This is a genomic window from Chromohalobacter sarecensis (genome assembly GCF_023061135.1).
Lineage (GTDB): Bacteria > Pseudomonadota > Gammaproteobacteria > Pseudomonadales > Halomonadaceae > Chromohalobacter > Chromohalobacter sarecensis.
The window spans coordinates 104,242-119,785 of sequence record NZ_JAKGAN010000008.1 but is presented as its reverse complement, the minus strand read 5'-3'; the positions used below and the strand labels follow the sequence as shown (position 1 = coordinate 119,785).

Below are 15,544 nucleotides of genomic sequence, written 5' to 3'. Positions count from 1 at the left end.
GGCCCCACCAAGGCTTACCTTGGTGGGGCCGTTTTAGTCGAGACATTCACGTCAGTCGAGACAGTCACGCCCGACGCATACCGTCAGGCGTCTTCCTCGAGCGGCGGCGCCTCGGCGTAACCATAGAGCACATTACGGCGCTGCAACCGAAATTCACCCAGCAACTGCTCGTAGCGACGCGGCATCTCGACGCCACGCTTGGTCACGACATACAACGTTTCGTATACCGATTCCGCCACGGGCAGCTCCTTGACCTGACGCTGCCAGGGCGATGTTTCGAGTACGGTCCGGGGGATCACGGTAAAGCCCAGGCCACGCGCCACCGCATCCAGCACCATGCTGATCTCGTTGGAAAAGCCTTGCTGCGGAAAGTGACTCATCGAACGAAATTCCCCGGCGAAATTGCGCCGCAACAGCAAACTGGCGTTGTTGATGCCATCGGAATAGTTCATGAACCCCAGCGCCATGAGCTCGCTGATCGTCGTGCCAGCAAAATCAGCAGGAACGACCAGGCATAGCGGCTCCTGATGCCAAGGCTCAAAATTGAGATCGGGGTGCTTGCTGATATCGGTGACGATACCCACGTCGAAGCGCCCCGCCAGTACCGCATCGACGATCTCGCCGTTGAAGGCGAAGTCATAGGTGACCGTCAGCCCGGGGTGCATTTGCTGATAGCCCAGGATGAACGGGTAGAACATCAACCCCACGCTACCCGGCGATGCCACGCGACACTCCCCGGTATCCGGCGAGTCATTGTCCAGCGAGTGACGAAACTGTTCATGCTCGGCAAACAGCTTGACGGAATAGTCATAGGCACGCCGCCCCGCCTCGGTCAGCGTGAAACGCCGACCATGCCGGTACAGCAAGGACTTGTCGAGATAGCGCTCCAGCTTGCGTATATGCTGGCTGACCCCGGGCTGAGTCATTTCCAGCTTGCGCGCGGTATGCGTGAAGCTACCGGTTTCGACAAGCGTGATAAAGGTACGAAAATATTGCGCGTTGAACATGAAGTGAGGATCCACCGGCTGGCGTTTCGGGGCAGCTGCTGATGTGCCGAAGCCATGACACGATCAACGAAGGTTAGCGTAGCAATAACCGTGGCTTCGGGGGTTGTAATAACGGCATCATAGCAAATTATGCTACACCGCACATCGCTGCGTGGCCGAAGATCGCGTGTTAGCATCGAAACATGAATCAGCCCCCAGAGAGTGTTGTGGCCGAGTCAGGCGCACAGCGCCAAAGACACTCGGCCCGCCGCCTGATGCTGAGCTTTTCCTTCGGCCTTCGTGCCGCCACAAGGATGCGTCAATGCCCCAGAAACTTTCTACTATCATTTCTCCCGAAGGGAGTCTGGAAGTCCTCTCGCAGCAAGAGGTCAACCGCCTGCGCGACACCTCCGCCAACGGCCTGCACGATCTCTTGAGACGCTGCTCGCTGGCCGTGCTCAATTGCGGCAATCCCACCGATGACAGCCGTGCGCTGATGCAGGCGCACCACGATTTCGAAATCGAAGTACTCCAGCAGGATCGCGGCATTCGTCTCAAGCTCGACAACGCACCGCACAGCGCTTTCGTCGACGGGCAAATGATTCGCGGGATTCGCGAGCACCTTTCCGCCGTGCTCCGCGATATCGTCTACGTACACAACGAAATCCAGCACACGCCCAAGTTCGATCTTCAGCGCGGAGATGGCATCACCAATGCCGTTTTCCATATCCTGCGCAACGCCGGAACGCTGAAGTCCGCGCGCGAACCTAGCCTTGTGGTGTGCTGGGGCGGCCATTCAATCACCCGCGAGGAATACGATTACAGCAAGGACGTGGGGTATCACCTGGGATTGCGCGATCTCGACATCTGCACGGGGTGCGGCCCCGGCGCCATGAAAGGCCCCATGAAGGGCGCCAATGTCGCGCATGCCAAACAGCGTCGCCACGATGGCCGTTATCTGGGCATTTCCGAACCCGGCATCATTGCCGCCGAATCGCCCAATCCCATCGTAAACGAGCTGGTCATCATGCCCGACATCGAGAAGCGCCTCGAGGCCTTCGTGCGCGCTGGGCATGGCATCGTGATCTTCCCCGGCGGCGTGGGGACCGCCGAGGAAATCCTCTATTTGCTGGGCATTCTGCTGCATCCGGACAATGCCGACGTCCCCTTCCCGGTCGTCTTTACCGGCCCTCGCGATAGCGCCGACTACTTCAAGCGCATCGACGAGTTCCTGACCTTTACGCTCGGGGAAAAGGCGCGTGAACGCTATCAGATCATCATCGACGACCCCACCGAAGTCGGTCGTGCCATGCGCCGTGGCGTGGACGACGTAGCCGCGTTTCGGCGTAGTCAGAACGACGCTTTCTATTTCAACTGGCGCCTCAACGTCGATGCCGGTTTTCAATTGCCTTTTGAGCCTAACCACGAAAGCATGGCCGAGCTTGCCCTGCATCGCGAACAACCGGTGCATGAACTCGCAGCCAACCTCCGCCGTGCGTTTTCGGGTATCGTCGCCGGCAACGTCAAGGAAGAAGGTATACGCGCCATCGAAGAGCGCGGCCCCTTCCGTTTGCATGCCGAGCCGGATTTGATGGCGCGTCTCGACGCACTGCTGACCTCGTTCGTGGCTCAAGAACGCATGAAGCTGCCGGGCAGCGAATACGTCCCCTGCTATACGCTTGGCTGAAAAGGCAAGTAAAAACAATATCTTGTATTGCGTGAGCAACGCCCGAAATTCGATAATCATTGCTTATGGACTCGATCGTCTCATGCGATTGTTAAAATGCTAACAACCTTCTAGACTCCCAAATGTACGCGAGCCCGGTCTATGGCTCGCGTCTTAGTTTCCACTCACCGCCGGCCTGCAAGGAGAGCATCGCATGGCTTCACTCTTCGAACCCTTCGATCTCAATGGTACGCGCTTGAACAACCGCATCGTGATGGCGCCCATGACGCGTTCACGTGCACCAGAGGACATCCCCACCGAGATGGGTGCCCTCTATTATCGCCAGCGTGCCAGCGCCGGGCTGATCATCTCCGAAGGCACCCCCATTTCGCGCCAGGGCCAAGGCTATCTCTACAATCCCGGGATTTTTGGCCCTGACCAACTGGACGGCTGGGCCAAGGCCACGCGCGCCGTGCACGAACGTGGCGGCATCTTCTTCGCGCAGATCTGGCACGTGGGGCGCGTTTCCCACACCACGGTCCAAGTTGCTGGCGCGTCACCTGTCGGCCCCAGTGACAAGCAAGGCGGCATGGCCTTTGGCTATAACGAAGACGGCCAACCGGACATGCTCAAGGCCAGCCAGCCGCGGCGTCTCGAGACCCATGAAGTACACGAGATCGTGCGCGACTTCGCCCAGGCCGCGGTCAATTCCCGCGCTGTCGGCTTCGATGGCGTCGAAATTCACGGTGCCAACGGCTACCTCTTCGAGCAATTCCTCAATCCCGGCGTCAATGATCGTGACGACGAATACGGCGGTTCGCGCGAAAATCGCTGCCGCCTGTTGCTAGAGGTTGTCGATGAAGTCAGCAAGATGATCGGCGCACGGCGCGTTGGGGTTCGCCTGTCACCGTTCGGCACGCTGTTCGACATGCCGGAATACGACGACAACGGCGAAACCTATCTCTATCTGGCACGCGAGTTCAACAAACGCGGCCTCGCCTTCGTGCACCTGCATGACCAGGGCGGACAAGGCATGCCCCCGATGCCGCGCGATTACTTGCGTGAGTTCCGTGATGTCTACCAAGGTAATCTGCTGCTCGCCGGCAACCTCGATCAGGCAGAAGCTGAGAAGCTCGTCAGCGAGGGCACCATCGATCTACCGGTATTCGGGCGTCATTTCACCTCGAACCCCGATTTAGTCGAGCGGATGCAAAATGGCTGGCCTCTGGCGGACTTCGATACCAACACGTTCTATGGCGGCGATGCCCGCGGCTACGTGGACTTTCCCACCTATCCCGAGGAACAGGCACGCCTGGCTCGCGAAGAGATGATTCGCGAAAAATCCTGATAGGAAATAGAGCGTGCTCGCGAAACGTGAAACCCCCGGTCCATAGGATCGGGGGTTTCGCATTTAAACCGAGCGTGATTCGAGATCCAGCACCCAGAAGACTTACTGCCGAGCGCGCCAGCCTGTCGAGATTGCGTGAAGCAACAAGCCGGCGGTGGCGCCATGCGACAGCACGGTCGCCCATCCGGTCCTGGTGCTTGCCAAACCGTAATGCCAGGTTGCCATCACCACGCCCCCAGCCACGAATGACATGACCAACCACTTGAGCAGTGCTGGAAGGAGACGGCGCTGCTTTGCCGTCATGCGCCGCCAATAGGCGATGACGACGACCGCCAACCCCGCAGCGACCATGGCCAGCAAACCACTGTGGGTGTCATAGCCCCCCAGTTGATAGCGAGGCCAGGAGCACAGCGTCACGAGCAGAAGCCCGATCATGACGCTCAGGCGTGCAGCGGAAGGAGACGCCGTCATGTCGCTCATCACGTAGCCTGCAACCCTTGCTCGTCGATCCATGACTCGACCCAGGGAATGGCAGCATCATCGGCCATGAAGGTCTCCATGGCGTCGATTTCCAGACGATCGCCCAAACGTTGAGCGCCGAGATCTTCCAGCAAGGCATCCAGCGCGCGGCCCGCGCCGCAGAACGTCTCGCCGTAGGAGCTATCTCCCAGAGCGATCAGCCCATAGCGACACTGAGTCAGCGCAGGGGGCGATTCACGGAGGTCGCGCGCGAAGGGCACAAAATTACCAGGGAAATCACCGCTACCGGTGGTGGAAACGCAGAATAAGGCGAGATCGGGCAAGGGCTCGAGATCACCGAGGGTGGGCTGTTCTAAGATCGCCACCTCATAGCCCACTTGCTCGAAAAGCGGAGCCACCTGCTCGGCAACGTCCAGGGCGCCACCGTACATGGTGCCTACGAAGATTTTGATGCTTGGCATGCAGTTCAGTCGTCGATTTAACGGTAAATGTGCGCGCCATGTTAGCACATACATGACACGTCGTTAGCGTCTCGAATGAATATGAACGACACAACCCCGAGCACTCGCAAGTACCCGAGATTACTCGAGATTGTGTCATCGCATGGGCGGAACGCTGCAGCGTCAGTGAATGACGTCCGCGTCGTCGAAATCCTCGACCCGCGCCTTGAGCTTCTGTCCAGGACGGAACGTCACCACACGACGCGCCGAGATAGGGATTTCTTCTCCCGTCTTGGGATTACGCCCCGGGCGTTCACGCTTGTCGCGCAAATCGAAGTTACCGAATCCGGACAGTTTGACCTGCTCGTTTTCGCGTAGGCAGCTGCGGATTTCCTCGAAAAAGGCTTCGACCATCGACTTTGCTTCGCGCTTGGAAAAACCCAGCTCAGCATGCAGATGTTCGGCCAAATCCGCTTTGGTCAGCGCCCCCATGCTCTCATCCTCGTAACGGCTGATAGGATTAACTCCTCAGGACCGCCGCGAAGCGCATTTTCGCCTCGCCGACGATGGCATCGACTAACTGATTGATTTCATCGTCATTGAGCGTGCGCGAAGGATGCTGCCAGGTCAAGCCCAAGGCAAGACTCTTGTGGCCTTTTTCGATCCCCTCGCCCTGATAGACATCGAACAATCGCATGTCGACCAGCCATTCTCCGGCCTGCTCGCGCATGACGTCCATCAAGGCCATGACCGGCACCTCGTCACTCACGACCAACGCCAGATCGCGACGCACATCCGGATGCCGCGACAGAGGCGCAAAGGCCGGCAGTTCGCCCTGGGTCAAGGCTTCCAATTCCAGCTCGAATACAAAAGCATTGGTCTTGATGCCCAAGCTGGCACGAACACCGGGATGCAGGGCACCGATCCAGCCCACATGACGACCGTGACATATAATGCGCGCTGTCTGACCGGGATGAAGCCCCGGATGCTCGCCAGCATCGAAACGCCATGCCCCAGGCTGCTGGGTCAACGACATCAGGCTTTCCAGATCACCCTTGAGATCGAAGAAGTCGACGCTCTCGCGAGAAGAAGACCACCCTTCTGGTTGTCTCGGCCCACACACGATACCGCCGAGCATCGCCACCTGCTCAAGATCATCCAGCTCGCCACGGAACACGAGCCCCGTTTCGAACAGGCGGATACGTGCTTGCTGACGGTTGAGATTGTGACTCAACGCCTTGACCAGCCCAGGAAGCAAACTCGCCCGCATGACCGACATATCGGATGAGATGGGATTGGCCAGATAAGGGGCCACCGCGCCCGGCGTCAAGGTCTCTTGCAGCTCGGGCGCGACGAAACTGTAGGTAATCGCTTCTTGATATCCGCGTGCCACCAAGTGCCGACGTAGACGTGCCAGCGGCTGACGCGCTTCGTTGGAAGCACTTAGTTTCAGACGCGCGGAAGGACGCCGCACGGGAACCTGGTCGTAGCCATGGATGCGCGCCAGTTCCTCTATAAGGTCTTCCTCGAGCGCGATATCGAAGCGCCAGCTAGGCACCGTCACCCGCCATCCTGAATCCATGGCAGCGACGCGCATGCCCAGGCGAGACAGGATATCCACGACATCGTCACCGGCCATGACCAGTGCCAGGCATTGATCGAGACGCTCACGGCGCAGGACGACCTCATGACCCAGCGGCAAATGCTCTGGGCTCATGACGTCAGTCACCGGCCCGGGTTCACCTCCGACGATATCCAGCAGCAACTGCGTAGCCCGCTCGATGGCGACTTGCGCCAATTCCGGGTCGACACCCCGCTCGAAACGATGCGATGCATCGGTGTGCAGGCCATAAGAGCGTGCCTGTCCCGCGACTGCCAGCGGCGAGAAGAACGCTGACTCCAGGAAAATATCCTGCGTCGAGGCATTGACGCCGGAGGCCTCGCCGCCCATGACCCCGGCAATAGCCAACGGTTGCTTTTCATCGGCGATCACCAAAGTACCCTCGCGCAGGGCAATGTCTTGACCATCGAGCAACGTCAAACGCTCCCCGTCTTGCACCTCGCGGACCACGATGGCGTCATTCAAGCGCGCCAAGTCGAAGGCGTGCATCGGCTGCCCGAGTTCGAGCATCACGTAATTGGTGACATCGACGACCGGGTCGATCGCACGAACGCCGCTGCGACGCAGGCGCTCGGTCATCCATAGCGGTGTGCTCGCCGAAACATCGACGCCACGAATGATGCGACCCGCATAACGTGGACACTTCGACGGCGACTCGACACGCACTGGGAACGACGCTTGATGCGCCGCCGGAACCATGTCGGTCTCCGGCGCCGTCACCGGCAGACGGCTCAATACACCCACTTCACGCGCCAGCCCCTTAAGGCTCAAGCAATCGCCACGATTGGGCGTCAGATCCACCTCGATGGCATGATCGTCCAGCGCCAGCCAATCGCGCAGGGAGGCGCCAATGGGCGCCTCGCCGGACAACACCAAAATGCCCGCCGAGGTGCCTTCTTCCAGCTCAAGTTCGGAGGCTGAGCAAATCATGCCACGCGATTCCACGCCACGTAGCTTGGCTTTCGTGATCTTGAAGTCACCGGGCAGCGTTGCGTTCACCCGAGCGAAAGGTACTTTCTGCCCGACCGCCACGTTGGGAGCGCCACACACCACTTGCACCGGCTCATCGCCACCATCATTGACCTGGCAGACATTAAGCTTGTCAGCACTGGGATGAGGTTCCTTGGCGACCACCTCGGCGACGACGACGCCCTCGAAATCGCCGGCCACCGCCTCGATGGCGTCGACTTCCAACCCGGCCATCGTGATCCGGTCAGCAAGCGCCTGCGTCGTGAGTTCGGGTGACACCCAATCGCGCAACCATGTTTCGGAAAATCTCATGTTTCTTCCTGTGTCCTAGTCGCAGATCAGCCGAACTGGCGCAAGAAGCGCAAGTCGTTCTCGAAAAACAGCCGCAGGTCGTTGACGCCATACCGCAACATGGTCAAGCGCTCAGCCCCCATGCCGAAGGCAAACCCCGTATAACGCTCAGCATCGATACCCGAATGACGAAAGACCTCGGGATGGACCATGCCGCAGCCCATGACTTCCAGCCAGCCACTATGGGAGCAGACGCGACAGCCGTCACCGCCGCACATCACGCACTGGATATCGACCTCGGCGGAGGGCTCGGTGAACGGAAAATACGACGGCCGAAAGCGCACGGAAAGCGTCTCACGCTCAAAGAAGGCCTTGAGAAAGTCCTCGATGGTGCCCTTGAGGTCAGCGAAGCTGACACCTTCATCGACCAACAAGCCTTCCACCTGATGGAACATCGGCGTATGCGTGAGATCAGAGTCGCTGCGATATACGCGCCCCGGGCAGACGATGCGGATCGGCGGCGCTTGTTCCTTCATGGTACGCACCTGAACCGGTGACGTATGCGTACGCAACAAGCGCGAAGCATCGAAATAGAAGGTGTCGGCCATGCCACGCGCCGGATGGTGCGCGGGAATATTGAGCGCTTCGAAATTATGATAATCGTCTTCGATTTCGGGACCTACGGCCACATCGAAACCGATATGCGCGAACAGCGATTCAATACGCTCAAGCGTGCGCGTGACCGGGTGCAAACCACCTGTCGGTTCACCACGACCAGGCAGGGTCACGTCGACTCGCTCACGTGCCAAGCGGGCATCGAGCTCGGCATCTTTAAGCGTTTGCTTACGCGCCTCGAGCTCGTTCGATAATATCTGCTTGGCCTCGTTGATCTGCTCACCCGCCTTGGGGCGCTCCTCCGGCGGTAGTTGACCAAGACTTTTGAGAAGCGCGGTAATCTCGCCCTTCTTGCCCAGAAAATGTACTCGAACCTCGTCGAGCGCCTGGACATCCTGCGCGCGCTCGATGGCGGCGCGAGCCTCGGCGACCAGTTGTGGGAGGTGGTCCATCCGTCTAGCTCCGATGCTGAGGAAACGCTGCATAAATGCCTACACGAGCGAATCGCGTCGTTGCGTGGTACTCGAACACTCGCCTAACCCCATGTTATGTCTCGTGTTCTGTGTTCCATGCGCCTCGCGCTTCATCCCCCTCGTCTATTTATTCAGCATTTCCCTAAGTGCCCATGATAGACCATCGCATATAAAGTGATGGCCCAGACAAAAAAACAGGGGAAGAGCGGCTGCTCTCCCCCTGCGGCTTCATGCGCATGATGAGACACTCATGAAGAACGTCTCACCCGGCCATTACTGAGCAGCCTTGGCCTTATCGACGATCGCGGCAAAGGCAGACTTTTCATGGACGGCGAGATCGGCCAGTACCTTGCGGTCAATCTCGATGCCGGACTTCTTCAGGCCGGCGATGAAGCGGCTGTAGGACAGACCGTTGGCACGAGATGCCGCGTTGATGCGCGCGATCCACAATGCACGGAACTGACGCTTACGCTGACGACGGTCACGATAGGCGTACTGACCTGCCTTGATGACCGCCTGCTTGGCAACGCGAAATACGCGAGAGCGTGCGCCGTAATAGCCTTTGGCCTGCTTCAGAATCTTCTTGTGTCGACGACGAGCGACGACACCACGCTTGACACGAGTCATGACTTACTCCTGACGTTTAAAATCGACAACCTGTACTTTTGAATACAAGTACTTAGAGGTTCGGCAGCATGCGTTGAACCAGTTGCTTGTCGGCATCGTGAATCTGCTTCATGCCGCGCAACTGACGCTTACGCTTGGTCGACTTCTTGGTCAGGATGTGACTGCGGAAAGACTGCTTGTGCTTGAAGCCATGGGCAGTCTTCTTGAAGCGCTTCGCAGCGCCGCTGTTACTCTTGATTTTCGGCATGAGGGGAAACTCCACTCGGTTTCTTCAGAAAACCCGGGGCCGGCAGTCGGCGGCGCCGACTGCCCGTTCAACCGCCAACGGATCACTTCTTCTTGGGCGCCAAGATCATGATCATCTGACGACCTTCCATCTTGGGGAAGGATTCGACAGCCGCCATGTCTTCGAGGTCCGCAGCAATCCGTTCCATCAGCTTACGGCCGATGTCCTGGTGTGCCATCTCACGACCACGAAAACGTAACGTGACCTTGCCCTTGTCGCCCGCTTCGAGGAAACGAATCAGGTTTTTCAACTTCACCTGATAATCGCCCTCGTCAGTACCGGGCCGGAATTTGACTTCCTTGACCTGGATCTGCTTGGTTTTCTTCTTCTGAGCAGCTTTCTGCTTTTTCTGCTCGAAGATGAATTTGCCGTAATCCATGATCTTGCAAACGATCGGGTCGGCATTGGAAATCTGTACGAGGTCCATACCCTCCGCTTCGGCACGCTCCAAGGCATCGCTAGTCGGCACGATACCAAGCTGTTCGCCGTCGCTTGCGATCAAGCGAACTTGATCTTCGGTAATCCGCTCGTTCATTGGTGGGCGCTTTTCCTGTGGGCGCCCTCTTGGGTTGCTTCTCTTGATGGTTCCGTCTCCACTTTTGCCTTGGAAGATGTCGCTATTACCGCTCGGCTTGCACCTTGTCGATGAAAGCGTCCACCGTCATGCTGCCTAGGTCTTCGCCGCCGCGCGTACGCACGGCTACCGAGTCGGCCTCGACTTCCTTATCTCCAACCACAAGGAGATAGGGGACCTTCTGCAACGTATGTTCGCGAATTTTAAAGCCGATCTTCTCATTCCTCAAGTCTGTCTTGACACGCAGACCGAGTTTCTGCAAACGCAGCGATACCGACTCGGCGTGATCACGCTGGGCATCGGTGATATTCAGGACCACTATTTGCAGCGGCGACAGCCACAACGGCATGGCCCCCGCATAGTGCTCAATGAGGATACCAATGAAACGTTCCATTGACCCCACGATGGCGCGATGCAGCATGACCGGTGCCTGACGTGACCCGTCCTCGGCCACATATTGCGCCCCCAGACGAGTCGGCATCATGAAATCGACCTGCATCGTGCCCACCTGCCACTCGCGCCCCAGGCAGTCACGCATATGATATTCGATTTTAGGCCCGTAGAAAGCCCCTTCACCAGGAAGTTCTTCCCACTGCACGTCACAACGCCCCAGAGCGTTACGCAACGCTTCTTCGGCGCGATCCCAATTCTCGTCACTCCCCAGACGCTTCTCGGGACGTAACGCAATCTTGACGGCGATTTCATCGAAGCCAAAATCACGATAGACATCCAGCGCCTGGCGGTGAAAGGCCGTCACTTCCGATTCGACCTGCGCTTCGGTGCAGAACACATGGCCATCGTCCTGGGTAAAGGCACGAACACGCATGATGCCATGCAAGGCACCCGAGGGCTCATTGCGATGGCAACCACCAAATTCACCATAGCGCACCGGTAGCTCACGATAGCTACGCAGACCGGAATTAAAGACTTGCACATGGCCAGGGCAATTCATCGGTTTGAGCGCATACTCGCGCTTTTCCGATTCGGTAAAGAACATGTTCTCAGCGTAATTGTCCCAGTGGCCAGACTTCTGCCACAGCGAAACATCCATGATCTGCGGGCAACGAATTTCCTGGTACCCGCTGTCCTTATAGACATTGCGCATGTACTGTTCAACGGTTTGCCAGAGTGTCCAGCCACGAGGGTGCCAGAACACCATGCCCGGCGCCTCTTCCTGCATGTGAAAGAAGTCGAGCTTGCGGGCCAGCTTGCGGTGGTCGCGCTTCTCGGCCTCTTCCAGGCGCTGGAGGTAAGTCTTCAGGGCTTTCTTGTCCGGCCACGCCGTACCGTAGATGCGCGTCAACATGGGCTTGGTGGCATCACCCCGCCAATAGGCGCCCGCCAGCTTGGTAAGCTTGAAGGCCCTCAGGTGCCGCGTATTCGGGACATGCGGCCCACGGCACATATCAATGTATTCTTCATGATGATAGAGACGAACGGTCTCACCATCGGCGATACCTTCGACGATTTCCTGCTTGTAAGGTTCGTCACGTTCAACGAAGGTCGCCAGGGCCTGCTCTTTCGTCACGTATTCACGAACGACATCGTATTCACGTTCGATCAGCGCTTTCATGCGCTTTTCCATCGCTTCGAGGTCGTCCGGGGATATCGATTGGCCGAAATCGATATCGTAATAGAACCCATCATCCACGACCGGCCCAATCGCCATTTTAGCGTCAGGGTAAAGCTGTTTGACAGCATGCCCCAGAAGATGAGCGCAGGAGTGGCGGATAATTTCCACCCCTTCATGATCGCGCGCTGTCAGAATACTGACCTCGGCGTCATGTTCGATTAGATCGGCCGCATCGACGGCAACACCCTCTATCTTTCCCGCCACACAGGCCTTAGCTAGCCCCGTGCCTATGGACTCGGCGAGTTGCATGACGGTTACGGGCGAATCGAATGTTTTCTGGCTGCCATCAGGCAGTGTCACGATGGGCATGCAAGATCCCTTTATTCAGTGGTGGCCCATACTAGGGACCACATGAAACGATGAAAATAAAAACCATGGGAACGCTATCAGCCTGATTCCCCTTATGTATCACGTGCATATGTCGCCCGCACCTTGGATGTGCTGCAAGGCAAACGCATGTAACAATGAACTGCGAACACTAGCAAGCCCGAGAAATATCGTCCAGTCATGCCTGCGACACAAACAAAAAGAGGCGCCCGAAGGCGCCTCTTTTCGATCATGGACCGAGCAATCGTTATTCTTGCTCGCCCATTTCAACGCGACGGTTTTCAGCGCGTCCTGCTTTCGTCTCATTGGTCGCGACGGGATCTTCTTCGCCGTAACCCATGGTAGAGACGTTATCGCCGTTGACGCCCTGCGAGACCAAGTAGTCTTTCACTGAATCAGCACGTTCCTGTGAAAGCTCCTTGTTATAGGAAGCGCTACCGACGGAGTCGGTGTAACCTTCCAGACGAACATTGACGCTCTCGTTAGCAGCCAGCTTCTCGGCGATGCCATCGAGAATGCCTTCCGCATCGCTGGTGAGCGTGGCGGAGTCGAACTCAAAGTTCACGTCACGCAGCACCAAGTCTGCCGGGCAGCCTAGCGCATTGACTTCTTCGCCAGCCGGTGTGTCCGGGCACTGATCCTGGTAGTCCGGAACGCCATCGTCGTCGCTATCAAGCGGGCAGCCTTTAGCGTTGACGTCAACGCCTGCCGGTGTTCCCGGGCATTCGTCCTTATAGTCCGGAACGCCATCGCCGTCGCTATCAAGCGGGCAACCCTGGGCGTCTACCGCAACGCCAGCCGGCGTGTTGGGGCACTGATCGCGGTCATCGGGAACGCCATCGCCATCGCTGTCCACTTCCTTGTCGGAGTAATCAGCGCACAGCAGAGCACCGGCCGTCGCACCGCCGACACCGCCAAGTGCAGCCCCGGTATCTTCGTCCGAGTCACTGCTCGATGCATAGCCAATGCCACCGCCGATCAAGCCGCCGGCCAGGCCGCAGACGAACGGTGAATTATACCATGCTTGATCATCGGAACTTGACGTGGACTGAGCACCCGACGTGGCACAGCCAGAAAGGCCGACCATCAATGCAGAACCGAGCAGCAAGCCAGTCGTAGATTTTTTCATATGTAAGACTCCTTCTTAACACAGCGCTAGTCGTAACGGGACGTTACCCAGCGGGGTCCGAGTATAGAAGCGGTTCCCGGTGGGAGGAAGGCTTTTTCGCCTATCTTTTATCAAAAAAGAAAGCACAAAGGCTTTCGTTCAGCCAGTACTTCACCCTTCACCAGCGCTTCTACGGATGAATGCCCCTTCATGATTATGCATTATCGGCTTTGTTGCAAACCAAAAGCACAAACGACATCTTTAGTACCTCAAGCTTGTACGACTATCCAACGGCTCCCTGGTAGCGCCTGACCAGCCGTTCAAACAAATCGATGCCTGGTATCAGCATGGCATCCGGGAAATCATAGCTAGGGTGGTGCAATGGCCGGCATTGCTCGCCACTGCCCAAGGTCAACAACGCTCCCTCGCCTTGCGCGGCGAGCCATCCAAAATCTTCCGACCAGCGATGCGCTGCGGACAACTCGCGCAACGGTAACGCCAAGGCACCCGTCTCCTCACGAATTGCCTCGACGGCACGTGGATGATTATGGGTCGCTTGAAAGACATCGCACCAGTCGATTTCGATGCCCAAGTCATCTTCTTCGGCCTCGACCCGGGCCAGCGATACCGCCGCTTCCGCCAAGGCACGCATCATCGCATCGTCTTCGGTGCGCAAAGTGGCCATCACTTCAGCCTGCCCGGGCGACGTGCCGAAAGCGACTTCACCCAGGCGCGCATGAATCAGCGTCACCATGACCAACCCTTGATCATCCGGCAATTGCTGAGGCAGGCGCTTCAACCCCTGCAGGATCCGACACATTGCCAAGGCTGGATTACGCCCCTGCTCGGGATGTGCCGCATGACTGCACAACCCATTGAGACGTACGATCAATCCTCGCGAGGCGCACGTGAACGCCCCCGCCCGTACCGACACCTCACCTAGCGGCTCACCGGGCAAGTTATGCAGCGCGAAGACATGATCCGGCGCGACCTCCTCGAAACGTGACGATTCGACGACGTCTCTTGCACCTCGCCCCGTCTCCTCGGAAGGCTGGAAAAGCAGTACCGTTTCGCCACGTTCTGGCGGCTTTTGCGACAAACGCTGCGCCAGCCCGAGCAATGTCGCCATATGACCATCGTGACCACAGCTATGCGCCACCTGCTCGCGCCTTGACCGCCATGCCACTTCTGCGGTCTCGTCAATGGGAAGCGCGTCGAGCTCGGCACGAAACATCACCCGAGGCCCGGGACGATCAGCAGCAAAAACACCTGCTACGCCATGCCCTCCCAAGCCTGTCACGATGCGCGTCGCTCCGGCCTCCTCAAGCCATTCGACGATGCGCTGCGACGTAGCAACTTCTTGCCCCGATAACTCCGGCTGAGCGTGCAAACAGTGGCGAATTTCCGTGGGATCAAGCGACATAAACCGATCTTCCATGCCTTTCTCCTGCGTCATTGTTCACTGCCAGCCTTGCGGCCACTCGCGCTTGAATGCCAGCACCTGGCGCGCCGCCTCGTGAAGGGCCGCATAGCGCTCTTCCTGCAGCGCGATACGCTCGCGATCCTCCGCGAAGCGCTGTTTGGCCGACAGGTCCTGGCGTGACGAATGCGTATGCAAATGCTCCGTGCGCCGATAAATCTCGGCAAAGACGTTGAAATCCTCGCGTTCAAGCAATGCGGGATCGATGATATCGAGCAACACCTTGCAGCGCAGCGCCCCCTCTACCAAGTCGACTTGGTCGCCCAGCATGGCCGTCGCAATTGCCTCGAGGCTCTCGAGGCAATTGCGATGCGCCCGCGCGAGCTCCTCCCTCTGTGCCGCCTCTCGGCGCTGCACTTCTCGCCACAACCGCCATGCATATCCCACCAAACCAGCGACGACCAGCACCGCTAACACCACCAAGCTCCAGCCCACCACTACGGACATGGTCGCACCTCAATCGAATACGTTTAGTTAACCGGCAACGAGCGCGGACATTACCGAGCTTGTCGCGTTGCAACAAGCCATGCCGTAAAGGCCGAACCAGTATCTTAGACCAATGACTAAGCTACCGAGTCTTAATACCTTAGTAGTATGACGAACATCGTAAGCCAATTAAT

The 15,544-nt window shown here is 58.0% G+C and carries 15 protein-coding genes; 2 read left to right on the top strand and 13 right to left on the bottom strand.

Annotation, left to right across the window (positions count from 1 at the left end; all coding sequences use genetic code 11):
* Nucleotides 1-83: 83 nt before the first annotated feature.
* Nucleotides 84-1,007, bottom strand: coding sequence for a LysR family transcriptional regulator (locus L1071_RS13225; RefSeq protein WP_246975636.1), 924 nt, complete (start codon nucleotides 1,005-1,007; stop codon nucleotides 84-86).
* A 301-nt stretch (nucleotides 1,008-1,308) separates the two neighbouring features.
* Between L1071_RS13225 and ppnN the strand changes: the two genes are divergently transcribed.
* Nucleotides 1,309-2,673 carry a nucleotide 5'-monophosphate nucleosidase PpnN gene (gene ppnN, locus L1071_RS13220; RefSeq protein WP_246975634.1) on the top strand — a complete coding sequence of 455 codons (1,365 nt, stop codon included), beginning with the start codon at nucleotides 1,309-1,311 and terminating at the stop codon, nucleotides 2,671-2,673.
* Between the two features lie 193 nt (nucleotides 2,674-2,866).
* Nucleotides 2,867-4,000: an alkene reductase gene (locus L1071_RS13215; RefSeq protein ID WP_246975632.1), complete on the top strand. Its 1,134-nt coding sequence runs from the start codon at nucleotides 2,867-2,869 to the stop codon at nucleotides 3,998-4,000.
* A 102-nt stretch (nucleotides 4,001-4,102) separates the two neighbouring features.
* Here L1071_RS13215 and L1071_RS13210 read toward each other — a convergent pair whose 3' ends face one another.
* From L1071_RS13210 to L1071_RS13155, 12 genes are all read right to left on the bottom strand, one after another.
* Nucleotides 4,103-4,480 (bottom strand): hypothetical protein, encoded by a 378-nt coding sequence (locus L1071_RS13210; RefSeq protein ID WP_246975629.1) that lies wholly within the window; start codon nucleotides 4,478-4,480, stop codon nucleotides 4,103-4,105.
* Nucleotides 4,480-4,941 carry a flavodoxin domain-containing protein gene (locus tag L1071_RS13205; protein ID WP_246975628.1) on the bottom strand — a complete coding sequence of 154 codons (462 nt, stop codon included), beginning with the start codon at nucleotides 4,939-4,941 and terminating at the stop codon, nucleotides 4,480-4,482. The genes L1071_RS13210 and L1071_RS13205 overlap by 1 nt, the downstream gene beginning before the upstream one ends.
* Before the next feature lie 162 nt (nucleotides 4,942-5,103).
* Nucleotides 5,104-5,412, bottom strand: a complete 309-nt coding sequence (gene ihfA, locus L1071_RS13200; protein ID WP_040243453.1) for an integration host factor subunit alpha — start codon at nucleotides 5,410-5,412, stop codon at nucleotides 5,104-5,106.
* 28 nt (nucleotides 5,413-5,440) lie between these two features.
* On the bottom strand, nucleotides 5,441-7,822 hold the full coding sequence (pheT, locus tag L1071_RS13195; RefSeq protein ID WP_246975626.1) for a phenylalanine--tRNA ligase subunit beta: 2,382 nt from the start codon (nucleotides 7,820-7,822) through the stop codon (nucleotides 5,441-5,443).
* Nucleotides 7,823-7,848: 26 nt separating this feature from the next.
* Nucleotides 7,849-8,868: a phenylalanine--tRNA ligase subunit alpha gene (gene pheS / locus L1071_RS13190; protein WP_246975624.1), complete on the bottom strand. Its 1,020-nt coding sequence runs from the start codon at nucleotides 8,866-8,868 to the stop codon at nucleotides 7,849-7,851.
* Between the two features lie 294 nt (nucleotides 8,869-9,162).
* On the bottom strand, nucleotides 9,163-9,516 hold the full coding sequence (rplT, locus tag L1071_RS13185) for a 50S ribosomal protein L20 (protein ID WP_040243460.1): 354 nt from the start codon (nucleotides 9,514-9,516) through the stop codon (nucleotides 9,163-9,165).
* A 52-nt stretch (nucleotides 9,517-9,568) separates the two neighbouring features.
* Entirely contained in the window at nucleotides 9,569-9,763 is a 195-nt protein-coding gene (gene rpmI / locus L1071_RS13180) for a 50S ribosomal protein L35 (protein ID WP_040243463.1), read from the bottom strand.
* Nucleotides 9,764-9,845: 82 nt separating this feature from the next.
* Nucleotides 9,846-10,385 (bottom strand): translation initiation factor IF-3, encoded by a 540-nt coding sequence (gene infC, locus L1071_RS13175; protein ID WP_343315931.1) that lies wholly within the window; start codon nucleotides 10,383-10,385, stop codon nucleotides 9,846-9,848.
* Between the two features lie 37 nt (nucleotides 10,386-10,422).
* Nucleotides 10,423-12,318 (bottom strand): threonine--tRNA ligase, encoded by a 1,896-nt coding sequence (thrS, locus tag L1071_RS13170; RefSeq protein ID WP_246975620.1) that lies wholly within the window; start codon nucleotides 12,316-12,318, stop codon nucleotides 10,423-10,425.
* Nucleotides 12,319-12,583: 265 nt separating this feature from the next.
* Nucleotides 12,584-13,465: an OmpA family protein gene (locus tag L1071_RS13165; RefSeq protein WP_246975618.1), complete on the bottom strand. Its 882-nt coding sequence runs from the start codon at nucleotides 13,463-13,465 to the stop codon at nucleotides 12,584-12,586.
* 262 nt (nucleotides 13,466-13,727) lie between these two features.
* On the bottom strand, nucleotides 13,728-14,882 hold the full coding sequence (locus L1071_RS13160) for an amidohydrolase (RefSeq protein ID WP_246975616.1): 1,155 nt from the start codon (nucleotides 14,880-14,882) through the stop codon (nucleotides 13,728-13,730).
* Between the two features lie 21 nt (nucleotides 14,883-14,903).
* Nucleotides 14,904-15,371, bottom strand: coding sequence for a DUF2489 domain-containing protein (locus tag L1071_RS13155; protein ID WP_246975614.1), 468 nt, complete (start codon nucleotides 15,369-15,371; stop codon nucleotides 14,904-14,906).
* Between the last annotated feature and the right edge of the window lie 173 nt (nucleotides 15,372-15,544).

Bases quoted from the DNA above. Each gene is read 5' to 3' on its own strand.
- L1071_RS13205 (WP_246975628.1), bottom strand. From the start codon at position 4,941: ATGCCAAGCATCAAAATCTTCGTAGGCACCATGTACGGTGGCGCCCTG.
- L1071_RS13160 (WP_246975616.1), bottom strand. From the start codon at position 14,882: ATGGAAGATCGGTTTATGTCGCTTGATCCCACGGAAATTCGCCACTGT.
- ppnN (WP_246975634.1), top strand. From the start codon at position 1,309: ATGCCCCAGAAACTTTCTACTATCATTTCTCCCGAAGGGAGTCTGGAA.
- L1071_RS13155 (WP_246975614.1), bottom strand. From the start codon at position 15,371: ATGTCCGTAGTGGTGGGCTGGAGCTTGGTGGTGTTAGCGGTGCTGGTC.
- L1071_RS13210 (WP_246975629.1), bottom strand. From the start codon at position 4,480: ATGAGCGACATGACGGCGTCTCCTTCCGCTGCACGCCTGAGCGTCATG.
- L1071_RS13225 (WP_246975636.1), bottom strand. From the start codon at position 1,007: ATGTTCAACGCGCAATATTTTCGTACCTTTATCACGCTTGTCGAAACC.
- pheT (WP_246975626.1), bottom strand. From the start codon at position 7,822: ATGAGATTTTCCGAAACATGGTTGCGCGATTGGGTGTCACCCGAACTC.
- ihfA (WP_040243453.1), bottom strand. From the start codon at position 5,412: ATGGGGGCGCTGACCAAAGCGGATTTGGCCGAACATCTGCATGCTGAG.
- L1071_RS13165 (WP_246975618.1), bottom strand. From the start codon at position 13,465: ATGAAAAAATCTACGACTGGCTTGCTGCTCGGTTCTGCATTGATGGTC.
- rpmI (WP_040243463.1), bottom strand. From the start codon at position 9,763: ATGCCGAAAATCAAGAGTAACAGCGGCGCTGCGAAGCGCTTCAAGAAG.
- L1071_RS13215 (WP_246975632.1), top strand. From the start codon at position 2,867: ATGGCTTCACTCTTCGAACCCTTCGATCTCAATGGTACGCGCTTGAAC.
- pheS (WP_246975624.1), bottom strand. From the start codon at position 8,868: ATGGACCACCTCCCACAACTGGTCGCCGAGGCTCGCGCCGCCATCGAG.
- thrS (WP_246975620.1), bottom strand. From the start codon at position 12,318: ATGCCCATCGTGACACTGCCTGATGGCAGCCAGAAAACATTCGATTCG.
- rplT (WP_040243460.1), bottom strand. From the start codon at position 9,516: ATGACTCGTGTCAAGCGTGGTGTCGTCGCTCGTCGTCGACACAAGAAG.